At 56.5% G+C, this 23,121-nt stretch carries 21 protein-coding genes; 5 read left to right on the top strand and 16 right to left on the bottom strand.

Annotated features, from left to right (window positions below):
* Nucleotides 1-31: 31 nt before the first annotated feature.
* On the bottom strand, nucleotides 32-658 hold the full coding sequence (locus tag IGW03_RS22170; RefSeq protein ID WP_194724710.1) for an alpha/beta fold hydrolase: 627 nt from the start codon (nucleotides 656-658) through the stop codon (nucleotides 32-34).
* A gap of 238 nt (nucleotides 659-896) precedes the next feature.
* Between IGW03_RS22170 and surE the strand changes: the two genes are divergently transcribed.
* Nucleotides 897-1,847, top strand: coding sequence for a 5'/3'-nucleotidase SurE (gene surE, locus IGW03_RS22165; RefSeq protein ID WP_194724709.1), 951 nt, complete (start codon nucleotides 897-899; stop codon nucleotides 1,845-1,847).
* A gap of 9 nt (nucleotides 1,848-1,856) precedes the next feature.
* Nucleotides 1,857-2,522 carry a hypothetical protein gene (locus IGW03_RS22160; RefSeq protein ID WP_194724708.1) on the top strand — a complete coding sequence of 222 codons (666 nt, stop codon included), beginning with the start codon at nucleotides 1,857-1,859 and terminating at the stop codon, nucleotides 2,520-2,522.
* 160 nt (nucleotides 2,523-2,682) lie between these two features.
* Here the strand turns inward: IGW03_RS22160 and IGW03_RS22155 are convergent, their stop codons facing one another.
* From IGW03_RS22155 to IGW03_RS22100, 12 genes are all read right to left on the bottom strand, one after another.
* Nucleotides 2,683-3,402, bottom strand: coding sequence for an MIP/aquaporin family protein (locus IGW03_RS22155; RefSeq protein WP_194724707.1), 720 nt, complete (start codon nucleotides 3,400-3,402; stop codon nucleotides 2,683-2,685).
* The gene (locus IGW03_RS22150; protein ID WP_194724706.1) at nucleotides 3,399-3,899 is read right to left on the bottom strand and encodes an arsenate reductase ArsC; all 501 of its coding nucleotides are present in this window, start codon (nucleotides 3,897-3,899) and stop codon (nucleotides 3,399-3,401) included. Before IGW03_RS22150 ends, IGW03_RS22155 begins: the two co-directional genes overlap by 4 nt.
* Nucleotides 3,900-3,902: 3 nt before the next feature.
* The gene (locus tag IGW03_RS22145) at nucleotides 3,903-4,223 is read right to left on the bottom strand and encodes an ArsR/SmtB family transcription factor (RefSeq protein WP_194724705.1); all 321 of its coding nucleotides are present in this window, start codon (nucleotides 4,221-4,223) and stop codon (nucleotides 3,903-3,905) included.
* Nucleotides 4,224-4,403: 180 nt separating this feature from the next.
* Nucleotides 4,404-5,054 (bottom strand): ureidoglycolate lyase, encoded by a 651-nt coding sequence (locus tag IGW03_RS22140; RefSeq protein WP_228535928.1) that lies wholly within the window; start codon nucleotides 5,052-5,054, stop codon nucleotides 4,404-4,406.
* Nucleotides 5,055-5,088: 34 nt separating this feature from the next.
* Nucleotides 5,089-5,814 (bottom strand): phosphonate metabolism transcriptional regulator PhnF, encoded by a 726-nt coding sequence (phnF, locus tag IGW03_RS22135; RefSeq protein WP_194724704.1) that lies wholly within the window; start codon nucleotides 5,812-5,814, stop codon nucleotides 5,089-5,091.
* Nucleotides 5,815-5,832: 18 nt separating this feature from the next.
* On the bottom strand, nucleotides 5,833-6,945 hold the full coding sequence (locus tag IGW03_RS22130) for a TIGR03364 family FAD-dependent oxidoreductase (protein WP_194724703.1): 1,113 nt from the start codon (nucleotides 6,943-6,945) through the stop codon (nucleotides 5,833-5,835).
* Nucleotides 6,942-7,790 carry a phosphonoacetaldehyde hydrolase gene (gene phnX / locus IGW03_RS22125; protein ID WP_228535926.1) on the bottom strand — a complete coding sequence of 283 codons (849 nt, stop codon included), beginning with the start codon at nucleotides 7,788-7,790 and terminating at the stop codon, nucleotides 6,942-6,944. Before phnX ends, IGW03_RS22130 begins: the two co-directional genes overlap by 4 nt.
* 31 nt (nucleotides 7,791-7,821) lie before the next feature.
* On the bottom strand, nucleotides 7,822-8,922 hold the full coding sequence (locus tag IGW03_RS22120) for a 2-aminoethylphosphonate--pyruvate transaminase (RefSeq protein ID WP_194724702.1): 1,101 nt from the start codon (nucleotides 8,920-8,922) through the stop codon (nucleotides 7,822-7,824).
* A 32-nt stretch (nucleotides 8,923-8,954) separates the two neighbouring features.
* Nucleotides 8,955-10,661 carry a putative 2-aminoethylphosphonate ABC transporter permease subunit gene (locus IGW03_RS22115; protein ID WP_194724701.1) on the bottom strand — a complete coding sequence of 569 codons (1,707 nt, stop codon included), beginning with the start codon at nucleotides 10,659-10,661 and terminating at the stop codon, nucleotides 8,955-8,957.
* On the bottom strand, nucleotides 10,658-11,776 hold the full coding sequence (locus IGW03_RS22110) for a putative 2-aminoethylphosphonate ABC transporter ATP-binding protein (RefSeq protein ID WP_438943670.1): 1,119 nt from the start codon (nucleotides 11,774-11,776) through the stop codon (nucleotides 10,658-10,660). Before IGW03_RS22110 ends, IGW03_RS22115 begins: the two co-directional genes overlap by 4 nt.
* Entirely contained in the window at nucleotides 11,773-12,339 is a 567-nt protein-coding gene (locus IGW03_RS22105) for a phosphonate degradation HD-domain oxygenase (protein WP_194724700.1), read from the bottom strand. Before IGW03_RS22105 ends, IGW03_RS22110 begins: the two co-directional genes overlap by 4 nt.
* 174 nt (nucleotides 12,340-12,513) lie before the next feature.
* Nucleotides 12,514-13,536, bottom strand: a complete 1,023-nt coding sequence (locus IGW03_RS22100; RefSeq protein ID WP_194724699.1) for a putative 2-aminoethylphosphonate ABC transporter substrate-binding protein — start codon at nucleotides 13,534-13,536, stop codon at nucleotides 12,514-12,516.
* Between the two features lie 158 nt (nucleotides 13,537-13,694).
* Between IGW03_RS22100 and IGW03_RS22095 the strand changes: the two genes are divergently transcribed.
* Entirely contained in the window at nucleotides 13,695-14,561 is an 867-nt protein-coding gene (locus tag IGW03_RS22095) for an NUDIX hydrolase (protein WP_194724698.1), read from the top strand.
* Nucleotides 14,562-14,752: 191 nt separating this feature from the next.
* Here the strand turns inward: IGW03_RS22095 and tatA are convergent, their stop codons facing one another.
* Entirely contained in the window at nucleotides 14,753-14,932 is a 180-nt protein-coding gene (gene tatA, locus IGW03_RS22090; protein ID WP_194724697.1) for a Sec-independent protein translocase subunit TatA, read from the bottom strand.
* Nucleotides 14,933-15,068: 136 nt separating this feature from the next.
* Nucleotides 15,069-17,051, bottom strand: coding sequence for a PhoX family protein (locus IGW03_RS22085; protein WP_194724696.1), 1,983 nt, complete (start codon nucleotides 17,049-17,051; stop codon nucleotides 15,069-15,071).
* A gap of 877 nt (nucleotides 17,052-17,928) precedes the next feature.
* On the opposite strand from IGW03_RS22085, the gene IGW03_RS22080 reads away from it, so the two are divergent.
* Entirely contained in the window at nucleotides 17,929-18,177 is a 249-nt protein-coding gene (locus IGW03_RS22080) for a hypothetical protein (protein WP_194724695.1), read from the top strand.
* Nucleotides 18,178-18,447: 270 nt separating this feature from the next.
* On the opposite strand, the gene IGW03_RS22075 is transcribed toward IGW03_RS22080, so the two are convergent.
* On the bottom strand, nucleotides 18,448-22,383 hold the full coding sequence (locus IGW03_RS22075) for an ExeM/NucH family extracellular endonuclease (protein ID WP_194724694.1): 3,936 nt from the start codon (nucleotides 22,381-22,383) through the stop codon (nucleotides 18,448-18,450).
* A 261-nt stretch (nucleotides 22,384-22,644) separates the two neighbouring features.
* Here IGW03_RS22075 and IGW03_RS22070 point away from each other — a divergent pair, with 261 nt between their 5' ends.
* Nucleotides 22,645-23,115 carry a hypothetical protein gene (locus tag IGW03_RS22070; protein ID WP_228535924.1) on the top strand — a complete coding sequence of 157 codons (471 nt, stop codon included), beginning with the start codon at nucleotides 22,645-22,647 and terminating at the stop codon, nucleotides 23,113-23,115.
* The last annotated feature ends 6 nt before the right edge of the window (nucleotides 23,116-23,121 follow it).

Genomic DNA, 23,121 nt, shown 5'->3' with positions numbered 1-23,121 from the left:
CCGAGCCATGAACCGACTTCGAGGTTGTTGGTTAATACGAAAAAGACCTGCTATCCATTCCTATCCCTTGCATAGCTTGGCTTTCCACCTCTTCGATCGTGTATTTAATGATGCGAACAGCTTCATAATTCAACAGCACTTCGTAGTGATTGCTCGCCACTTCGATCACTCTGATGTCTTGACGGTGGCGCATTGACTCAAGCGTCACAACGCCATCGTTAGCGGCTGGCATAAAGGGTGAGTGACCTGCCGTGGTCACAATATTGACCCACGGCTGCGCTACCGGAAAGGCGTTTGCCTCCAGAATGGGCGCGCTGAGCGGTTGAATATCTTGTACAACCTTATTGAAAGGAAGGAGAAATTGCACCATTTCGGCCGCTTTACTGCCTCCATAGGGCGTGCTCAAAGTTACCGCACCCAGTACGTTGTCAACCAATGCATTTGCAAGATGGAGCGCGTGAATCCCTCCAAGGGAGTGACCGATGAAGAAAATGTCCTCGACATGTTTGATACGTTCGAGCATGTCATGGTGATTGCGGTAAAAGCCGTTCTGGCTATCATATTCCAGCACTATCGACGCATGGCTGGCTAGATGCGAACGGATGAAATTGAAACTCTGTCCTGTGGACTGGTTTCCGTGAACGTAGATGATATTCATGAGCCCAATCTACGCTGCAATGCACCATTTTTCTAGGCGTTTTATCGAATATGCCACATTTCCAATCGTGATAGCAGATTCGCCTCCAATAACGTCTATTTGCCGGAGGCTGTTAGGGATTTGCTTGATGAAAGCATCTTGTCGAGGCTTCATGCCCTTGTCATATTTGACCAATATGCTTGCGGCTTCAATGCTTCTCTCTTGCAGCAACACTCTCTAAATCAGCTCAAAACTAGCTATGAAATACTGCCCTATTGCTGCCGCAATGCTTCTCGCCTGCACCAGCCCTGCATTTGCTCTGAACATCCTTCTGTCAAACGATGACGGCTTAACGAGTAACCTGAAGGCCATGTACGATGCGCTCAAGGCCGATGGCCACCAAGTCATCGTTTCCGTGCCCTGCTCTGGCCAGAGTGGCCGCGGCGCAGCCATCGTAATGTATAGCACCACCACGATCATTGCCGACAACGATAAGACCCAGATCGAAGCTGAGGGCGGCTGCCATAATGGTGCTGCCCCCATTGGCGCACCCGCCGTCGGCCCCTTTACCAAAGGGGGTTACACCAATGGTGATTTCCATTATGTGCATGGCACACCGGTAATGGCGACCATGTATGGTTTGGACGTGTTGGCGCCTGCCCGCTGGAACAAGGTACCGGATCTGGTCCTGTCCGGACCCAATGAAGGACAGAACGTTGGCAAGGTAGTAGTAAATTCCGGTACTATTGGCAATGCGCAGTTCGCTGCTGGCCGTGGCATTCCAGCAGTCGCCCTGAGCGCTGGTACAGATACGGTGGACAATACCAATCTGGCCAACGCGTATTCCTCAGTGGTCGCCCAACTCACTGTCAAACTTTTGAAAGCATTGCAGGCAAAAGCTGGAACAAATGCCCTGCTCCCTGCGGGCGTAGCTCTGAATGTCAATTTCCCGAACGCCCCTGCAGCTAACAGCCCATTCGCGTTCTCGCGCATCGGCAGCTATGACCTCTACAATTTCAAGTTCAAGAACTCTGCACCCTATGGATTGACAATCGGAGCTGCCGGCACTCCCACTGCAGACCAGGCAGAAGACGAATCGTTAGTCTCCAAGAGCAAGGTATCGGTGTCTGCGATGCAGGTTGGCTTTGAACACCGGCCTGCAGCTCAGCAATGGCTGCGTCTGCGTCTGCGTGACCTGCTGGCACAATAAGAGGACACCATGGAAAGTAATGTGATTCGCCATGCAGCGGACCTTTGCCCGCTCCTTCTCGTACTGGCACTCGTCGCATGCGGCAGCAGCGATGGTGACGCACAGACTAGCGTCGCCAAGCCTGAAATCCGGGTCAGCGACTTGTCCGAGGGGTCTTATGTCGTCAGCATCGGCGATCAGGAAAATCCCACCGTCGGCAAGTACTACGCTGGCGCCGATGGCAATCGACTACTAATCGTTGAGGATGAGACCGGTCAGGCCAAGAACGTTTATCGACGTAACGGTGCAGGCGCGTGGAGGACCGCGCCTGCTGCTAAGCAAAACGTCAATTTGCAACTGCTTAGCAACACCAAGCTGGTGACTTCTACTCTCGACGTTGCTTCGCTGGCAGGCAGCTATGTAACCCGCCTTTCGAACGGGGCACCTGCTCTATTTTCCCTTACGTCCGGCGGTGACGTTGTCGCTGGTAGCACCCCATGTAAGCTATCAGGCAAGGCAACCGCCAGTACTTTGCCAGGCACCTTCAATCTCAACTTGTCGGCATCGGGTTGCGGCGAACTGCCTAGCGTCGCGACTGGAGCGATCATGGTAGATAGCGACTATGCGCCAGCGCGCTTTCGAATCGTTACAGATGACGGGACTACTATCGGCACGCTGTTGGCATTCTCTGAATAATCAGTAGAACCAGCCGCCATCATCATACGGCTCACCGACGAATTTAGCTCTGTGAGCCGTTGCTTCCTTACACTCCGATGACGCTCACATCGTGAGCTGCCATACGAGCTTGTCATACTGTTGTACAGTGCTGAACTTGCTGCTTCCACTGAATAACCATTCAACCTGCTTGAGTTCCGGCGATTTCACGGGGTACGACAGTGCCTGCGATCGTTGTCCCTGTAGGCGGGCGTGGATAGAGCCATGAAAAGACAAGTGTCGCTACGGCTGCTCCTAGAACTTGGGCAATGATGAAACCGGGTGCGTCCTCCGGCCTAATACCGGCAAAGGTATTGCTGGCAGATCGTGCCAGCGTCACAGCCGGGTTCGCAAATGAGGTAGAGGACGTAAACCAATACGCCGCGGTGATGTATAGCGCGACGGCAGATGGTGTGATACTTGGACGAGTACGTGAGCAACTGATTATTGTGGCCAGTAAGCCGAAGGTAGCGATAAATTCGCTCCACCACTGATCAAGACCCGTCCGTATGTGTCCCGACGTGGAAAATACCGGCTCGCCGAACATCATGTGCGCAATAGCCACGCCTACAAAGGCAGCTGTCACCTGAATGACGATGTAAGGTACCGCCATCCTGCTGGGCAGATTGCGCTGCCAAACTTCCGAAAGCGTAACTAGCGGGTTGAAGTGTGCACCCGAGATCGCGCCAAACATTAGAATCAACACCGCCAGTCCGGCCCCCGTGGCAACGGCATTGGCCAGCAAGGCAATAGCGACATTGCCACCGGCCAGGCGTTCGCCCATGATGCCGGAACCGATGACCACGGCCAGCAGCAGCGCCGTGCCAAGCCCTTCAGCCACCAACCGCTTGGCAAGCGTCATACCGTTGTTCTCCCGATGCGGTGCAGCTCTTCGCGGACCGCCTTTATGGACATGGTTTCGATCGGTAGATCCACGAGAAGCTGCATGCGCGTCCTGATCTGTTCGGCGACATGCCTGAATGCGAACTGCTTGGCGTCATCCGTACCCTCGACGGCGGCTGGGTCTTCGAAGCCCCAATGTGCAGTTGCTGGATGCCCGGGCCAGTACGGGCATCCCTCCCCAGCCGCGTTGTCGCAGACAGTAATGATGATATCCATCTGCGGCGCACCCGGCGTGGCGAACTCGTCCCAGCTCTTGCTGCGCAAGTTTTCGGTGGGATAACCTGCCTCCACCACCACTTCAATGGCGAATGGATTGACCTTGCCGACAGGCTTGCTGCCAGCACTGTAGCCCTCGAAGCGGCCTTGGCCCATGGTGGTTACCAGCGCTTCAGCCATGATGCTGCGTGCCGAATTGCCAGTGCAGAGGAAGAGGACATTGTAGGTCTTGTCAGTCATGACTTAGCAGCAGGAGGAAGCTTGGACGGGAGAGCAGACATTCCCGCCACAGCAGTTTTCAGTGAGGAAGGCGATCAGGCCGCTCATCGTCGGGAAGTTGGCCGCATAGATCAGCGAGCGCCCAGCTTTGGTCTGGGTAACCAACCCGGCATGCGTCAATTCCTTTAAATGAAAGGACATCGACGATGGCGGTATGCCCAGTTCATCTGCAATCCGGGTAGCACCCATGCCCTCGGGACCGGCTTGCACGAGCAGCCGGAACACGGCAAGCCTGGAGTCATGGGCAAGCGCCGCTAGCGCGGTGACAGCGATTTTGTTGTCCACGTTTCGACCATTCTCGAAATTATTTTATTTCGATAATAGTCGAATTATCGAATCATGGCAATAACTTTTGGGTTGGGGCGCTATCGGCCAGATGCGGCCAACACGTGTTGGATGTTTCCAAAGCACAATGGCCACACTGCGTCGCTTATCGCCTTTCCCGTTCATCGGCTCAGAAAGGAGTCAGATATTCGCGACCAGGAGACAATGGAATTCTTTTGCGAACTGCACGGAAACCCGTGCATGCACGGCACCTTGCCGGTCAATGAACCGTTGGTTTCCCGATAGCGGAAAGATGCCTTCATGCCAGATCCCGGGATGAATGTAGAGTCCAGCGCTACCATCAAACCGAAAGCAGACGAAATGCTCTGGCTTGACGTCGTCACCGGGCAACGCGAGCGGCACGTAAAACGGCTTACGATCAATCGGATAAAAGAGTTGGCCACCGTCAGGATGATAATTTGCATGCCACAACAGCATGCTTTGAGGAGGCCTTACATGATCTTCACGTGCGAGCGACGGATCTTTGGCATAAGCGAGAACATAATGGCCGCCTACCGCTTCGTTCCTCCCGTAGAGAACGTCCCCCTTCCACTCCGCATGGAAAACGCCTTCCTTGATTCCGCCCTGATTGCCGGTATCCGGATCGACCGGACGCCTGCCTTGCGCCGGCCACTGAACGATTTCGATTGCAATCTCATCAGGGTACTGGACCAGCTTTCCGTAGCCTTGAATTGAATCTGGTGTGGCGTCGATTACGGGCATGCGTACCTGAGGCAGGCTTGCCGGCAGGTCGGGAGTCAGATAGTCGATGGGAACGGCAGCAGACATCATCAAAGGTCACTTCGGCAGGTTGGTGGCAGGTGGATCAATCGGGTTCAATGACCAGTTGGACGGCATTGCTGCTGAAGCGTGATATCCCGTACTCGATTGGTTGACCGCTCTCGTCAACATACACGGTTTCGACGTAAAGAATAGGCAGCGATACTGGCTGTGCAAGCTGCTGTGCAACCTCCGCACTGGGCAGCCTAGCACTGATGCGGCTGAGCTTGCGCTGGAATTGATGAATACCGTACTTAGCGAGTGCAAGATGGGTTTTCCCAGTTTTTTCGTAGGTTTCACCAAAACCTTCAAAACGCGGCAATGGGAAATACTGCGTACAAACGCCAATGACCTTGTCGTCCACAATATCGAGCGAATCAACCTGGAGCACTTTCGCACGGGCGGGCAAGGACAGCATTCCGGCAATTTCCGGTGTTACCCGAATTGTGGACCAGCTCAGTAGCTGGCTTTTTCCCACACGCCGCGCCGTCGTCACACTATGGGCAAGCCGCGTACGGCGGCCCACCTTATAGTCAATCACGTCGTCCCGTACGAAGGTGCCGCGGCCATGCATGACTTCGACGATCCCCTCCTCCGCAAGCGCCTTCACCGCTTGTCGCACCGTATGGCGGTTCACATGGAAACGGTCAGCCAGAACTGTTTCGTTGGGAAGCTTGCCAGACAGCTTGCCGGCGAAAATGTCTTCCGTCAGCGATTCCTGGATCTGCTTCCACCTTGTGATACCTGCCTTGCGAACGATTGCCTCTTCCATTGCTTGTACCGTGTTTGTCTACCTGTCATTGTCGAGCATACGCTCTGCAAGCGCAAATGCAACGCTCATCCCGATGCCCGACGTAACCATCGTTGCGCTCACACCAGGGGCGAGCGATATTGTTTCATAGGGACGAGGACCACTGGGGTAGACGCCCTGCCAGCGTTGGACAACGCGCAAATCCATGCCGAGCAGCGCTTCGGCCAACTGCAGGATGGCGTCATCGACGCGTGAATCGGCAAATGGAGACACGCCAATTCCGTAATGGTGCGAATCTCCGATGATCAGTTCACCGGAATGGCCAACCTGCTGCACAATCAGGTGTATGCCGTGCTCAAGCAGATGCGGTTCATGGCCTTCCACATGGCGTCGCAGCCGCTCCAGTTTCGGTAGCAGGCTGGGCGATTGCCGAAAACTGGCGTAATGCAAGGCCGACAAGCCGGTCAGCACTGCCGGTCCCAGTTCAATGCCGGGATTGGAAACCCTCAGCATCTGGAGCGTGCAAAGCCGTATGTTGAGGGGCGCCATGACTTCCGGGTAGAGCGTTTGCAGGTCCTGGCCCGTGCAAAGGTACACGCGATCGGCTGCGCGCGTGCCGCGACTGGTATGCAAGTCAGGCAAGTCAATCGCATTCACCTGTGTCCCGTACTCAAAACGTACGCCATGATGCTCGGCGAGCCACAGCGACACCAAGGGAATGGCTTCCCGGGCGTCGAGTGAGAGCTCATGCTGGCTGAACAATCCACCAATGCCCCTCACCGGGTACCGCTCAATCGCACTGCGTTCCAACAGGCGTGTGCCATACGCGTTGCCCCATTCGATCTGGAAGGCCTGCAGCATGTCCCATTCCTGGCTGTTGCGTGCGACGACAAGGCTTCCCTTCGTCTTGTGCCATGCGCCGCAGGCGTTCAATGTTTCGAGCCAGATGGCGCGGCTACGCGCAGCCATCTCGTACAATTCCCCTTGCGGCTGTCCCAACTGCAGGCACAATCCGAAATTGCGGATTGAAGCGCCAATTGCCATCGGATGGCGTTCGTACACAGTGACCTCATGACCGCGCATGGCTGCGGCTCGCGCATGGGCGAGACCGACGATGCCGGCACCAATGACGGCGACACGGCAGCGCGTCATGGTCTGTCGCCGTGCGCCAGACGTTCCTCGATCGCCACAATCACTTGAGGCAGATCAGCAATGGTATCGATGACATAATGCGCACCAGCGGCAAATAGCTTCTCAGCCGCGCGTCCCTTGAGCTGCTCACGTTCTGCATCCGAAATCCGTTCCAGTTCGCTTAGCGTCAGTCCAACCTCGTTCCCGGACAACGCGACACCTACGGTCCACATGTGCGCCGCCAAACCTTCAACAATGCCTGGGGCCGTATCGTCGACCTTTACGCAGGAAGACAATTCAGTAATGCCGAGCTCGATCACATTGGCCAGAGCCATCCATGGTCCGGGTCGCCCCCCGGGTTTCAGATCGTCGGTCGCAACCGCGTGGTCGGGCACCAGTCCATCGCCGCGCGCCTTATCCAGCAGCGGATTCATGACCACGCGCGGATAGCCGGTGCAGGAACCGACCTTGATTCCACGCTTACGCAGACCGGCAATCGTGTCGAGCGCGCCAGGTATCACGGATGAATACTGCCCTACCCGTTCAATCTGCAGCGGAAGGAAGGCTGCGTAAAGCGCGTCCACGTCCTTGTCCGTCATTGCGCTGCCATGTCGTGCGATCCAGCGCCTGGCAATGTCGGGCGACTGGCCGAGGGTCTTGATGTGATCCCATTTTGCCAACCCCATCGGTCCGCGCGCCTCTTCCAGGCTGATTTCGATGCCAAATCCGGCAAACGCATCAATCAGCACCTGGGTTGGCGCGAAGGAGCCAAAATCGACCATGGTACCAGCCCAGTCGAATATGACCGCCTGCACCGGGCCTGCAACATTCTTATTTGGGCGGTCTTGCCTCATCGATATACTCATGAAATTCTCGTCAAAGGTAATGGTGATCGATCTACTTTGAAATGCCCATGTCCTGCAATGCGCGGGCAATGGCTTCAACTGCAAAATTGATCTGGTCGGCATCGATGGCACCGATACAGCCGACACGGAAGGTTTCGACCGCCGTCAGCTTGCCCGGATACAGCACGACGCCCTGGGCTTTTACTCGCTGGTAGAAATCGGCAAAATTCCATGCCGGATGTGCTGGCGCATGCACGGTTACGATAATCGGCGCCTGTATTGCGGCAGGAAGGAAGGAGCGCAATCCGATGCGTTCCAGGCCCGCAATCAGTGCAGAGCAATTATTCTGGTAGCGCGCAAGGCGAGCTATCCGTCCGCCCTCTTCCCTATACTGGTCCAGGGCAGCGTCGAAGGCGGCAACCACATGTGTCGGAGGCGTAAAACGCCACTGGCCAGTTCTCTGCATGTAACGCCATTGATCGTGCAGATCAAGCGACAGCGACTGGGAACGACCTTCGGATTCCTCCAGCGCGACGGTCCGCGCCAGCACGAAGCCCATTCCCGGTGCCCCTTCCAAACATTTGTTGCTCGAAGCAATGACTGCTTCGAACGGTGTCGTTTTTGCCGACAGCGGCAGTGCACCAAACGCACTCATGGCATCGATAATAAGCTTGCGGCCGCTTCGTGCAACAATCCGAGCGATGTCATCAACTGGATTGAGGATGCCGGTGCTGGTTTCACAATAGATGATGCCAACATGCGTGATGTCGGTCTGTTTCTCAAGACGGGCACTGACGGCATTGGGTTCGACTGGAGCCGTTTCACCGAAATCAAGAACCTCACAATTGCGCCCCATCATTTTCGTCAGCTGAGCCATGCGCTTTCCATAGGCGCCGTTGACCAGCACCAGCAGCTTGCCGTCACGGGGCACGAGGGTACCCATGGTGGCCTCAACAGCAAACGTACCTGAGCCTTGCAGCGGCACGCACGCATAGGTTCCCTCGCCATCAATCAGGTCTACCATCTGCTTGCATACGCGTGCCGTCAACCCATTGAAGTCGCCGTCCCATGACCCCCAGTCGCGAAGCATCGCTTGCTTGGTGCGCAGGGTGGTCGTTAATGGGCCGGGGGTAAGAAGTATCGAATCGTTCATGACAGGTAGTCCTGGGAAAAATACTGGATGCTTCAGCGTCGCCGCCATGCCTGGGCTCGGCGCTCAATCCATTCGCAAACGCCATTCATGAGTACGGACACGCCTAACGAACTGACAAAAATTAACGAGGCCATGGCAGCAGCGGCGGCAGTGTCGCCGGCATCGTCCATATTGAGTACCGCCACCGCAGCCAGTACTGTTTCCGGCTGATACAGAAAGATGACACCGCTGACCGTTGTCATGCTTGAGACGAACAGAAAGCGTGCCACTCCAATGAGGGACGGGAACGTCATTGGCAAGGTCACCTTGCTGCAGGTTACCCACCACGGCCGCTGCAAGCTGCGCGCCACCGCTTCGATCTCGCCGTCTATCTGGCGTAGCGAAGTCACGATGGTCAAATGCGCGGTGGTGTAAAAATGGCAAACCGTTGATGCCACCAGAATTGCCATACCGCCGTATAGAAAGTTGAAGGGGTTGTCTGGTGCATTGAAAAACATGACATACCCGAGCCCGAGCACCAGACCCGGAACCGCCATCGGCAGCAGCGCAAGGCAGTGCGTCACCAGTCCCGCTAGGCGTGATACCGGAAGCTTGATGGCAAGATAAGCGGCCAGGAACACGAAACCCGTACCAACCAGTGCGGTGAGCGTGGCTAGATAGAGGCTGTTACGGAAGGCATTCCAGCCGTCTCCATCCATCTGGTCGAAATCGAAATGATTCAAGGTGAAGCTCAGGTTGTACGGCCACAGTTTCATGAACGCGGCGGCCATAGCGACACCGACCAGCGCCAAAAAAAAGACGGATACCAGTGAACAGAACACCCAGAGCACCCCATCCCGAGCCACATGGGGATGGGGTGTATAAACGACTGACTTACCCGTCATCGTTGCTGTCTGGCGCCGACTGATATGTCGCTCGACGACGAAGCTCAAGACTGCAGGCAACAACAGCAGCAAGCCGATCACCGCCCCTTTATTAAAGTTCTGCTGGCCGATGACTTGTTTGTAGGCTTCCAGAGCCAGCACATTGGTTTGGCCGCCGATGACCTTCGGTACGCCGAAGTCGGTCACTGCAAGGGTAAAGACCAACGTTGCGCTCGACATCAAGCCATAGCGTACATTCGGCAAGGTAATGGTCAGGAAGCGACGCAACGGACCTGCCCCAAGTGCCTCCGCGGCTTCATAAAGCCGGGCGTCGGCGACCGAAAGCGCGGCAGTCAGCACCAGCAAGGCATGCGGAAAGGTATAGAAGATCTCGCCCAGGACAATACCGATGGGACCGTAGATCGACTGCGTACCAAGCCAGCTTTTCAGGAGCCCCTGATTGCCGAAAAGATAGACCAGTGAAATCGCCGGCATCAACGACGGTGCAAGCAGCGGCGAAAGTGCGATGAGACGGAATACCGGACGTCCGAACACGCGTGAGCGAGTCAGTGCGAATGCAAAACCCAGTGCGCATGGCACCACGATCGCGGTCGTGATCAGTGCGAGCATCAAGCTATTTACGCTTGCTGAAACCAGCCGCGGCTCGGAAATCACCTGTGATATTTGTACCATTCCCACGAAAGCGCCGTCCCGGCTTTCCAATGCCTTCATGAAAATGGCGGCGAGCGGCAGTGCGATGAACACCACCATCATGACCACAGCCAGCCATGCGGCCACATTCGCTGCATGCTCGTCCACGCTGCGCAGTGCAAACAGGGAGGGCCGCGCCAGAGTGCCTGTGGAGATGCGGTTCATTTTGCGATACCAGTAAAGAAGCGCAGCTTGTCGTGTGCCAGAAAAATGGGCACCCGATTGCCTATCACAAGCCTGTCATAGCCGGCCTCGTTCGGGCTGACATCGGCCTGTACCTTGATATCTCGGTCGGCACATAACGACAGCACACCACGCCGCACGCCGCCATGGAATTCAACGCCTTCGACGATCGCCATCGTCATGCCTTCAGCGGCTCGCCAACTGGCTTCAACACGTACATGTTCCGGGCGGCAGAAGGCGGTGCCAGTCGTGTACCGCGTTGGCAATTTGGCATCGAAATGCAGATCGCCCAGTCGGACCGAGCCATGGTCGTCGATGTCGATGGGAAGCCAGTTGGCGCGACCAACGAAATCGGCAACAAAAGCCGTTTGGGGCTGGTGGTAGATTTGCTCGGGCGTTCCAAGTTGCTCAATGCGGCCCTGCGCCATCACGGCGATCCTGTCAGCCATACCAAGGGCTTCGTCTTGGTCATGGGTCACCATGATGGTCGTGATGCCCAGCTTGCGCTGCAGTGTGCGCAACTCATGACGGAGGTGCTCCCGCACTTTCGCATCGAGCGCAGACAAGGGCTCGTCGAGCAATAACAGGCTAGGTTGCGTGGCAAGGGCGCGTGCGAGCGCAACACGCTGTTGTTGCCCGCCGGAAAGTTGCGCAGGATAGTGGCCTTCCTTGCCGCAGAGCCCCACCATATCCAGAAGTTCGCCGACCCGCCGTGTGCGATGCGCGCGTGGCATGCGCAACGCATAAGCGACATTTTCCTCAACGGTCATGTTCGGGAACAGCGCATACGACTGAAACACGATGCCGTAGTTGCGTTTCGCAGGAGGCAGTATGCCGATATTGGTGCCTGCCATTTCAATCAAGCCCGTATCCTGGCGCTCAAGCCCGGCAAGGATACGCAGCAGCGTGGTTTTTCCACAGCCTGATGGGCCAAGCAGGCAAAGAAATTCCCCTTTGCGCACCGCAAGCGAGATGCCTTTGAGTACCGCTGTGGCACTGAAGGACTTGTTGACATTCGCCATGGTGAGCCAGCCTGCGCCCTTGGCTTCCAAGCTGGTATCGTGGGTTGCCACCGGCAGATCGAGGTTTCTCATCATGCGTCCTTTCCGAGCATGGCATGGAGCCGCGGCAGAAAATGGTCAAAATCCGGTGTTTCAAGACCGATGACCTTTGCCGCATCGTCATAGCGGCGCAAAGCGATTGCCTGCTGCGCAAATGGCGCACGTAGAAATTTCGCTGCCTCTTCCGCCAGCATTACGCCGCCTTGCAACTCCAGACTCGTGCGTGAGGCGGCCGAGAGCGTACGGTGATACCCGGAATCGGCGTAGCACAGGTAACGCTTGGCATCGACATGCATGCTGATCGGGGCGGTCACCTCCGTCGGGAAGAGAGCACTCAGATACGGTATGACACGGATCTGGTGCCTATCATCGATGCCGTTCTTGAGCTGATCATCGTTCTCATCAAATAGCACATGCCCCAAGTCATGCAGCAGGCAGGCGGCAATCAATGTGTCCGGTTCATTGTTTCGTTCTGCAAACCATGCGGCCTGCAATGAATGCTCTTTTTGACTAATTGCCTCTCCGCCGTAGAGATGCGCGCCGGCGGCAACGAACAGTTCACGGATCTGTTCAATGGAAGGACGCTGATAGGTTGTCATGTAGCTTTTTCAGTGGCAAATCATCGGCGGTGCAAGCCAACGCCCTGTCATTCCGAATGACGCGAGGATTGCGTTCGCTCACGAAATCGCACACGTGCGATTTCTCACTCTGTTAGGGATGACAGGAGCGATGGATCTGGAATCAAATCGAGCGGCGTTCCCTGAATGGAATTATCAGGGCTTCGCCTCCGACTTGCCGTCGTAGCGCCTGGTCCATTCCGTCAGGATGCGATCACGATGTTGCGCAGACCATTTCAGATCCTGCTTGATCAGCAGCTGTTCATAGTTGGACGGGATGGCTGGCAACTGCGCTGCTACACCTGGATAGGCAACAATCGCGAAGTTTTTTGCATACAGCTCGTTGGCCGACTTTGATGCGGACCAATCGGCCAGCTTACGCGCCGCGTCGATATTCTTGGCGCCCTTCATGATGGCCGTCGCCTCGACATCCCAGCCCAACCCTTCCTTTGGAAATACCAGTTCAAGCGGTGCACCGCTTTCCTTCAATTTCGCGGCGCGGTATTCGAAAGCAATCCCGATCGGGAACTCACCCGCCGCAGCTTGCTTACACGGCTTGGAACCGGAGTGAGTGTACTGAGCAATGTTTTCGTGCAGCTTATCCATATAGGCCCAGCCTTCCTTTTCCCCAAACATCGCCAGCCAGGCTGTGACATCGAAGTAGCCTGTCCCGCTCGATGCAGGATTAGGCATGACGATTTTTCTCTTGTACTGCGGTTTGAGGAGATCCTTCCAGGTTTCCGGCTTGGCCAGACCCTGCTTCGCCGCTTCGGCAGAATTGAAGCAGATCGTCGCACCCCATACGTCCATGCCAACCCAGCTAGGTGGATTCGCACCATCGACATAGCGGGTGGCCAACTTCTCCAACCCCTTGGGCGCGTAGGGTTGCAGCATGCCTTCCTTCTCAAGCACGAGCAAGGAGGTGGCGGCGACGCCCATGACGACATCGGCTTGTGGAGAGGCTTTTTCGGCGAGCAGCTTGGCAGTAATGATGCCGGTGGAGTCACGCACCCACTTGAGTTTGATATCCGGGTATTCGGATTCAAATTTGTTCTGGTATGCCTTGAGCTGATCGGCTTCTAGAGCGGTATAGACAGTCAGTGTGGTTTGGGCATAAGCCATGCCGGAGGCAAGGCCAGCAAGCGCGGCAAGTGATTTCAGAAGAGTCGGAATGTGCATGTACAGCTCCCAGAGGTTGGCGGACCCGGTATTGCATTTCACCGGCATGCAAATCATACGGAGCGATTGTGACAACGTTGTGACGTCTAGATGACTTGGTTGCGCATGACTGGATGAATGACGTAAGGTAGCGGTAGATTTTCTCGGGACTTCGGTCAATGCAAACAGTTTCTACCATGATCCACGCACGCCTTGCGGCCCGATGCGTTCCGTTGAGCGGACCTGAGATCCCGTTCTATGTGCAAGATTCGCAGGTAGGGCGCGTGACAGAATCGGTGTGCGATGTGCTTGTTCGCTGGCCGCGTTACTTCATCTTGGGACGCTCGCAAGTCGATCTCGCTCCCAGTTTGTCTGATGCGGTCTTGCGTACGGCAGTCCTTGCTGAGGTCACCAACGCCCTGCATGCCGAAGGACACGTTACGGGATGGCGCAATGAGCAGGTGTCGATTCTAGGTCCCGATGACCAGCAGGTACTGTTTTTTCTGGAACGTGCCGCATTGCCTTGTTTCGGTTTGCCGCTTCGCTCGGTCCATTTGACCGGCACGACAGCAGCCAATGGGGGTTCCATGTGGCTTGCACGTCGCAGCATGACAAAAGCAGTCGATCCGGGTCTATTGGATACGCTGGTTGGCGGAGCGATAAGCGCTCGCATGAGCGCTTTCGAGACTTTAGTGAAGGAAGCCTGGGAAGAAGCGGGACTTGCCGAAGACATGGTGCGCAGCGCTACTTCCACGGGGTGGGTGGAGGTCAAACGGAGCGTCACCGTAGGTTGGCATCATGAGGTAATAGAGATGTACGCACTTGATCTTCCTGAAGATGCTGCGCCAAAAAACATGGATGGCGAAGTATCGGAATTTCTGCTGATCCCATTAGGTCAGTTGCCACCGATGCTGGCGCACAGTGACGCCTTCACTGTTGAAGCAAGTTGCATCATCGCATCTCATCTGATGCGACAAGGCTTCATTAATGCACATGAAAAAGGCGCGTCAGGATTGCGCGCTTTCATAGCCGGGGGCGTGACATGATAAAGCTCGTTGCTCCTTGGATCGAACTTACAGACGTCACCCTCCCCGCATGGTTTCTATGTAGCCAAACACGATACGGGCGAAGAACGAAAACGCGGTTCTGCTCCAATACGGTGATTGCCCCGCCTTAGCGGGTAACCCAACACTTGTACACACTGTCTGAAGAAGTCAATCGGGAACGCTGCGTGAGCTTAGTGGCTATCTGCTTTCTGCTCAGCGCTGACAGGTGCCCCGTCACCCTTTACGCCATCCTTGAAGCCTTTCACGGCACGGCCAAAATCCCCTCCCATATTACGAAGCTTGCCAGTCCCAAACACAAGCATCACGATCACTAACACGATTAGCCAATGCCCTACACTGAATGAACCCATTCTCTAGCTCCTCATCCGGGAAGCTGTCATCTTCCCGACGAAAACGATTTACAAAAACGACAACCGAAAGGAAGACGGGAGAGCGAGAAATACGCTTGCTCTCTCGTCTTACCGTTGCGTGCGAGGGGCTAAGGCTTTATGCCTTGGACAGCTGAATAGCGGCGGTGTCGGCGGTGAGGTAACCGACGGCTGCCGCAAACTTGTCCTTGTAGTTGGCCTTGATCAGCGGATCCAGCGTTGCTTTGACGTTATTGTGGATGCTGCCCCAGTCACCGGCATGCTGGAAATTGCTCATAATGTACGTCCAGCCATTGATCTCGTCTACCGCATGCAATCCCGTCGATTCGCCACCTGCCGGGATCGACATGATACGCGACAAGGTCTTGGTGTCGACGTTGTACGCCCACAGGAAGTTGTTGACGTGCTGGCCGCTGTCTTCGCCGATAAAGAGCGTGCGCATCTTTTCCGAGAACTTCAGATTGTCCGGGTTGGCAACCATGTTCGGATTGGCGGTATTGCCCAAGGCGTCTGCAGAGATATCCTGGCCGGCAATCAGGGCCTTGATGTCGACCGGCATCCATTCACTGTTGATGGCAGCACCCGCAGTATCTTTCAGACCACCCTTGAGATTGAGCGCCATCACCGCACCGGCGTCAAGCTTGGCAGATAGAGAAACACCATTGCCAGGGACATTAAGAGCGTTACCCGCCACCATCGAAGTCTGGCAATTCTGCAGCGCGGAGTATGCCACCTTGTCTTTGATGTTGACCGTCGTGCCTTCCATCTTGGTGAACCCCATGGAAGCGCCCACCAGACTTGCGTAGCGGTGTGTTTCCAGGAACGCGGCAGCTTTTTCCATGCCGGATACAAGCTTGATCCATTCGACCTTGCCGTTAGCGGTCACCTTGGTATAAGTCGCGTCCTGCGGATCTGCTGTCTTGACATCCATGATGTCGGTCGGCTTGAGTGTCGCCGCGAGCTGCTTGATTTCATTGCTCGTTGCCGTTCCCAGTTTGATCCAGGTAAGCGGTGCAGCCGTGGCCGCCGGGTCCAGTGAGAACCCAGTACCGACCTGCGCGACATACAGCGTGCCGGCAGACAGGTCTTTTTCCTTATCGGCGACGAACACGAAATAGCCGCTGTTGGTGGCATCGTCGCCCATCAGGACCGTGCGGTTGTCCGGCATGACCTGCACCAGTTCGTGGGAAATGCGGCCAAGGCAATAATGCTTCTTGATTGACGCCGTGCCGTCCGTGTTGACAGTAACCTCCGGCAGGTGACCGTAGTTGTAGGGGTTGGCTGCTGTTTCGCTGCCATACAGATTCTTGCTGAACGCCTTGAACTGCGCATCGCTTGCTGCGGTAAAGGCATTCGGTTCATATTCTTCACTCGACAGGTGAGTACCCCACGGCGACAAGCTGGCGCCGCAAGTGATCCACAGGCCATTGACCGAAGACGTGTCGACATTGTGGTATTTCACCAGCGACAACTTGCCTGTCGAAGGGTCCTGGTCAAGTGTAAGGACAGCAATTGGTGACGGCAACTTTCCATACATACCGGTCGTACCGTCCTGGGCCCAAGTCGTGTATTCAAACTGCACGACAGCAAAGACAGGCTTGCCTTTCACTCCAGCCACGTTGGCGTTGGGCACTGTCAGCAGCGAGGTGCCGTCCGGCGCATCAGAGAAAAACTGGCGCTCTTTACCTGGCACTGTCGTGTCAATGATCGGCTGGTTGTTGATGTCGTAGTAGCCCCCTGCCAGGATCTGTCCGCCCTTGCCATCCGAGACCTTGTCACCAGTAGTGAAAAAGGGTTGGTAAGCCAGCTTCAAGTTCAGTTTACTCGCATCGCTGAAATTGACTGTCATGGTAGAACCTACCGCAGTCGTTGCCATGCTGGCGGCGTTTGCCAGCGTCGGTGCGGCCATCGAGGTGAAGCTGACCGATGCGAAAGTCGCAGGCGTCTTCGGTGCCTCTGGCAAGACTGCCGCAACGGTATCGCTACCTCCGCCGCATCCGCTCAACAGCGAGGATGCGAGTGCGGGACCGAGCGGCAGCATCGGCGCACTGGCGAGAAATTTAAGCATTTGGCGGCGGGAGAGCGGTGACTTGTTCGACATTCTTTGTGTTCCAAAGTGTAAATAGGAAGGTGTGCATTAAATGGGACGAGCGCTGATGATCGACGCGATCACGGTATGCGCTTGGCGGGCGGATTATAGAAACGGTATGTGACTTCGGTATGACATCAGCGGACATGTATAACTGCACGAGCCCCAAGGCAGTTGCACACGACCTCTATGCGAATCCCGATCAATCGTTGGATTTTTACACTCCGTCCTGCATGTCACGCTCGTGAAATACAGTCTTTCTAAGATGGGCGTAACAAAATAGCGCACATTGGAGACAGCGAAGTGAAATCAAGATCTACCTCCCACGCACACCTTGGTCGACGTGGCGTGCGGTATGGTATTCAACGCGGCAAGACAACGATATGTCTCAGCGTTGCTATCAGCATGGGCATCATGGTGCTGGCGCTAGCAGACTGGTTGGGCTAAACCGTAACGATAGAATTTCCGTGTGTGATGCACACATTGAGGTCTTTTGCCGTGACTTTTGAGGTTGACGTGGCGAGGCGGAACATTCTCAGAGTGGTATTACCCTGAAAATGGAGTCAATGCCATTTCAGAGGCCCTAAATATAATGGCCAAGGCAGTTCTCTTCTTTGGCGTCTGCCTTCCGATCTCCACTGTTATCTGCTGTGGTTACAAGACGATTGGATCAGTGTAGTCCGCAGGTTCAGATCATTTCAATCAGCCGTACCTGATCGGTTGCGTTCCGGTCATATGTCCTACCCGCGTTGGACGGGAAGAATAGAGTTGCCAAGTTCCCTTATTCATGGGATATGTCATCTTCCGAATTTGCGTTCAAATACCGCCTTTGAAACAAGTGTGGGCGATACCGAGTCAAGAGGCCAACGCACCGGAAGCAGAGGGACAAGTGGATGAAAAGCTAGAGAAATTGCAAATGTCGTTCAGCAGACTCAAACGATTACGAATCCTGATAGACAACACTGCACTTTCACAACTCAAGCCTGATCAGCCTTGCATAGTCGTGATGCAGAATGGCCAGACTCGTGAAGCCGTCTGGGTGCCAGATGTACATTGTTTCCGTTTCAGTGATCAGCCGTCGGGTACTATCGACCCGCACGACGTCGCCGAATGGTGGCCAGCGGTATTCACTCGCTGATTCAAACCTCGCGCAATGCCTAGCCCAGACCAATGCCGTCTAGTCGAGTCTGGTAGCGGAGAGTGCGGTGAAACAGATCGAAGCGATCACCCCCTTACCCGCACAGCTCGAGCTGCCTGGTCGCAAAACCGTTGACCGTCCACTTGAAACATACGACGCATTGCGGTTTTCAGGGCAAAATGCGCTGCCACCAGAGGCAGGCCCAACTTACGTTGACCCCGTTAGGTAACGGGCGCGTCCCCGGTGACAGTGGACGCACCCGCCGGCGGCTTACAGCGGCGTAAAGCCGGCGTTGAGCGCACCCATCGTTTGTGCTGCCGTCTGCCATGCGTTGCCAATCAGCTGCAGTGACTGGCCGACAGGCGCCGATGCTTGTGAGGCGCCAATGTCAATGCTGATCATGCCCTGTGCAGGCCCAGATGCTGCCGTCATGACTCCCTCATAGCTGAGGAATTGCACCACCGCTCCGGTATTGTCGATCAGCGCAATGCCGTCAGGGGAGCCATTCTGAATGCCGTCCACCGGATAGTTAAATACGACCTCTCCATACCCGCCTCCCTCATTGTCGATCACCACTCCATTCAACGAGCGGGTATTGTATGTAGCGCCGTTGGCGCCGTTATAGAGCACCAGCGACCAGCCATCCAGCGACATGCCGGCTGTGCCACTTACTGCGATCGCCTCGCCGACATCAGTGCCAACGTTGTCGTAGTGAATCTCACTAATGACGACGCGCGCAACCGGGGCTGCGACCACCGTCGAAAACGACAACTCGGTGTTGGTAATGCCTGCGAAGGTGTTGCCGGATGCATCTTCGAACGCACCCTGCTCAACTGTGACCGTGTATGTTTTACCTGGCAACAGATCAGCTGCCGGATTGACCGTCACCGTGCTGCCATTCACGCTCACCTGGTCGCCACTGATGTCGATGGCCACTTCAGACGCGCCGTCCGTGCTGCGGAGCACGATGCGCCCGCTACCTTTTTGTACTGTCTCGTCGAACGTGAATACGATATTTGCGTTAGTAGCAATACCCGCTGCGCCAGATACGGGACTTGATCCGACTAGTGCCGGCGCCGTGGTGTCGGCCGGCGGCGTGCCGGATGGGCTGCCTTCTTCGCTGTTCAGGCGCAGGCCGACTACGACCGGATCATGGTCGGACGAGCGGTAGGCATCGGGACGATAAAGCCCCGTAGCATTGAACTCGGTGTTGTAGTCCAGCATGATCTGCTCGTCGGCGTTGATATGCCAGTGCGTCACTCCAGTGATCTCGCCAGCCAGATCGTCACTTGCAAGCGCATGGTCAAGCGAGCCGCGCAAGCCATCGAACACGTAGCTGTACTCGTTGGTACCGCCCAACAGCGTGTAATCACCGGACAGCGCTTTACCTGCGTCGGTGAGCGAGTAGCCACCGTAGTTTTTGTTGACGTCGAACTGGGTGCCGGTGAGGTAACGGATCGGGTCTTCCATCGCGTAGCTGTTGAGGTCACCGACCATCAGGTAGTCACCGTCGGTGGCGCCGGTCGGGTTCGACTCCAGCCACTGCGCCAGCTGTACCGCTGCCTCCAGGCGGGTGGCGTTGAATGCTCCCTGCCCGTCACCGCTATCCGCATCGCCGGCGTACTTTTCCGTGCCGTCACCCTTCGATTTGAAGTGGTTGACCACCAGCGTGAATTGTTTGGATTCGTCGCCGACGTAGCCAAAAGTCTGCGCGATCGGCGGCCGGTTGGCGGCAGCGAAGGCTGAGTAGACGGCGGAGTCAGGTGTGACTGCCTGACCGAGCGGCTTGACCGTTGCCGTCTTATAGATGATTGCGACCATGATGGCGTCGCTGCCAGCCGTAGGTTCGGCACCGCTGCCGTCGGCATACGGTCCGCGCACATAGGCGTAGGCGCCTGTACCGGCTTTAGCGTTCAGCGCGTCCACCAGGCTGTCGATCGCGCTGGTACCGTCGCCAAATCCGTTATTCTGCATCTCCATCAGGCCCAGCACGTCGGCGCCGGTGCCGGTGATGGCCTCGACCAGCTTGGCCTGCTGGCGCAAAAACTCCTCCGGCGTGTTGGCCCCGCGCGGCTCGTGAGTGTTGCCGTAAGGCGTGGCAAAATTGTCAGCAGTGGTATTGGCCACCGACAGCGAGGTAAAGTAGTTGAGCACGTTGAAGCTCGCAACCTTGATGTCGGCGGTGCCGTTGGCGTTGATTGCGGCTTCGTCAGGGGCCACCGGACGAGCTTCACCGGTCAAGTTGACGGTCTGCACCGGTTGCAATTCGTAGATACCGCGGTCGAAACTGAGGACGCCCGTCAGGCTGTTGGCGGTGTCGCCCGCCCGCACGAAGTTCTCGGCGGACAGCTCGACGCCGTTGCGCTCAATCTGGCTGCCGGCGATCAGCTTGTCTAGACTAGGGTTCTGTGCGGTGCTGCGATCCTCCAGCTGAATGCTGCTACGCGCCAGCAGATCAAGATAGGCGGCATTCGCTGCGGCGTCCGGCAGGTTCTGCTGGGTAAATTGCAGCGGTACGTCATCAGCGTAGAACGTCATTTCGCCGAAGCGGCCGAATGTATAAGTGTCTGCCACGAACAGATCGCCGCCGCTGGCCGCGGTAACCTCGACCAGCATGCCTTCATACTGCTCCAGGGTGTCGGCTGTTGCCACTGGCAGCGTTACCTGCGCGGCAGCCTCGATGTCGGCCGCCGTGCCGTCATGCACGATAGTAAAACCGCTGATTCCTGTCAATTCGGTCAGGCTGCCGGAAGCTGCACTCTGGCCCGACGCGCGGAACTCGGTGACCTTTGCGGAAAAGCGAACAATGTCACCGAGGCTGTCGGCGCTTACCGGCGACACCGCATTGCCGTAATAGACGGCGACGCCCTCGGAAGTGCGAACATTACCGTCTTGGTCTGCCGTTTCCTCTTGGACCCAGAACATCTTCATCTCGGGCGCCCAAGCGGTGACTCTTGCCTCGACCAACACGCTCTCGCCAACGCGTGTCGATGCGGCACCCTCACCCTGGATCGCGCTGATCCGGGTCGTCACGTCGACCGTGGCGGCGGCGGTGCGCTGTTCGGCGCCGTCGGTTACCGTGTAGGTGAACGAGGCGCTGCCGGTAAAGCCAGTCTCGGGAATGAAGCTGATGGTACCATCGGCGTTCAGCGACACGCTGCCGCCCTTGCCTGCAGTAACCGCAGTAATGGTCAATGCGTCGCCATCGACATCCCGGTCATTGGCAAGCAGCTGGGTGGCGGTGAAGGTGGTGATGCCCTGATCGCCGGCCCGCAGCGTGTCGGCAACCGCGTCGGGTGCGTCATTGACTGCCTGCACGTGGATCGCAATCTCCTGCGCCAACGTATCGGTGCCGCCATTTGCGGTGCCTCCGCTGTCGCGCACCTCATACCGGAAGGAGGCGCTACCATGTGCGTCGGCCGCCGGCGCAAACGCCATGCCGCGCAACTCCGCTATGCTGTAGGTCTGCCCCGCGACAACCACGGTGACGCCGTCAGCCAATACCACGTGTCCCAGCGTGGCGTCTGGCACGCCGGTCACCGTCACCGACAGCGTCTGGGCCGCCTCGTCGGCGCCGCCGCCGGCAGCGTAGGTTACAACACCCAAGTTCAGCGGGGTCGCCACCGCATCTTCCTCCATCGTGACCGGTCCAACCTCGCCCGAAGTGCGCACCGGCGCGTCATTAACTGCCGCGACCAACACATGCACGGTGGCCGTGTTGCTAACGCCGTTAAGCCTGCCGCCGTCGCTGACCTGGTAGGTAAAGCTGGCCTCGCCATTGAAATCGGGGGCGGCAGTAAAGCTGACGCTGCCATCGGCATTCAGCGTCGCCGTTCCGCCAGTGGCACTGGTGATTGCGGTAATCGCCAGCGTGTCACCGTCCGCATCGTTGTCATTGCCAAGCAGGTCCGTCGCTGTGAATAGCGCTGCACGATCCTCGACTGCAGAAAGGCGGTCATCAGCGGCTGTCGGGGCACGGTTGGCGAAAGCCGCAAGCAATAGGTCCAGCGCCGGCGTGCCGACGGCCTGCTCCAGTTGCTTGATCTTGATGTCATTGGTTTGCGCTGCAAATAGGCCCGCACTGATCAGTTCGTCCGCCAACTTGATCGGGTCTGCGGCAGTGCCGCCCAGCGTCCGGACCAATTGCTTCAGCTCACCCAGTTTATAAGCAATGCGAATTTCGTCGTTCAGTACTCTACTAGCCATGGTCGTCCCTGTGAATGGTTGATATGGAGCGTGATCAAAGTGGCCGGATGCGCGCGAGGCTGGCAGCCGCGGGCAAGAATACGGGCCGAATATGACCGCAACATGAACAAAAGGAAACATTTGGTAACTGGCTGGGACGGTTGGTAAGGGATAAAAACAACCTTGGCATGCAGACGGGCATGCCCGTGTTGTCATAGACAACTTGCGCACTGCCATCAAACGATATAAACTATTTATATCGTTTATAAATTGAGGCCCAACATGAAGAAAAATGCCGCGACCCCATCTACAGCGGCCGCCAAGCCAACTACGGGTCGGACTCGGAAGACCCAAGATGCTGTCATTGTCCCACCCGTGCAACCTCTACCCGCAGCTCCATTGGAGATGAAGCCCATTCCCGCTGCCGCAGCTGCCGTCGTCAAGGAGCAAAAGGCGCCGCCTAAACCCGAAACGAAACCGCGTGTGGCAAAGGACGCTCCAAAGCCAGACGAGGGCAAAGAAAAAACGAAGAAACCGAAACTTGTCCGGGACAGCTTTACGATGCCGGAAGCCGAGTATGCGGTACTCGGGCAAGTCAAGAAGGACTGCCTGAAAGCCGGTATCGAGGTCAAGAAAAGCGAATTGTTGCGGGTCGGTATTGCACTCCTGCGTGACCTCGACACTGCCAAGCTTCAGGAGCTTGTCGGTAAGCTGACTCCATTGAAGACTGGCCGGCCCAAGAAGGCAAAGTAGTCGTTA

Source organism: Noviherbaspirillum malthae (assembly GCF_015352985.1).
Taxonomy (GTDB): Bacteria; Pseudomonadota; Gammaproteobacteria; order Burkholderiales; family Burkholderiaceae_D; genus Noviherbaspirillum; species Noviherbaspirillum malthae.
The sequence above is the reverse complement of the archived record's forward strand: the minus strand, read 5'-3'. Positions and strand labels throughout refer to the sequence as shown.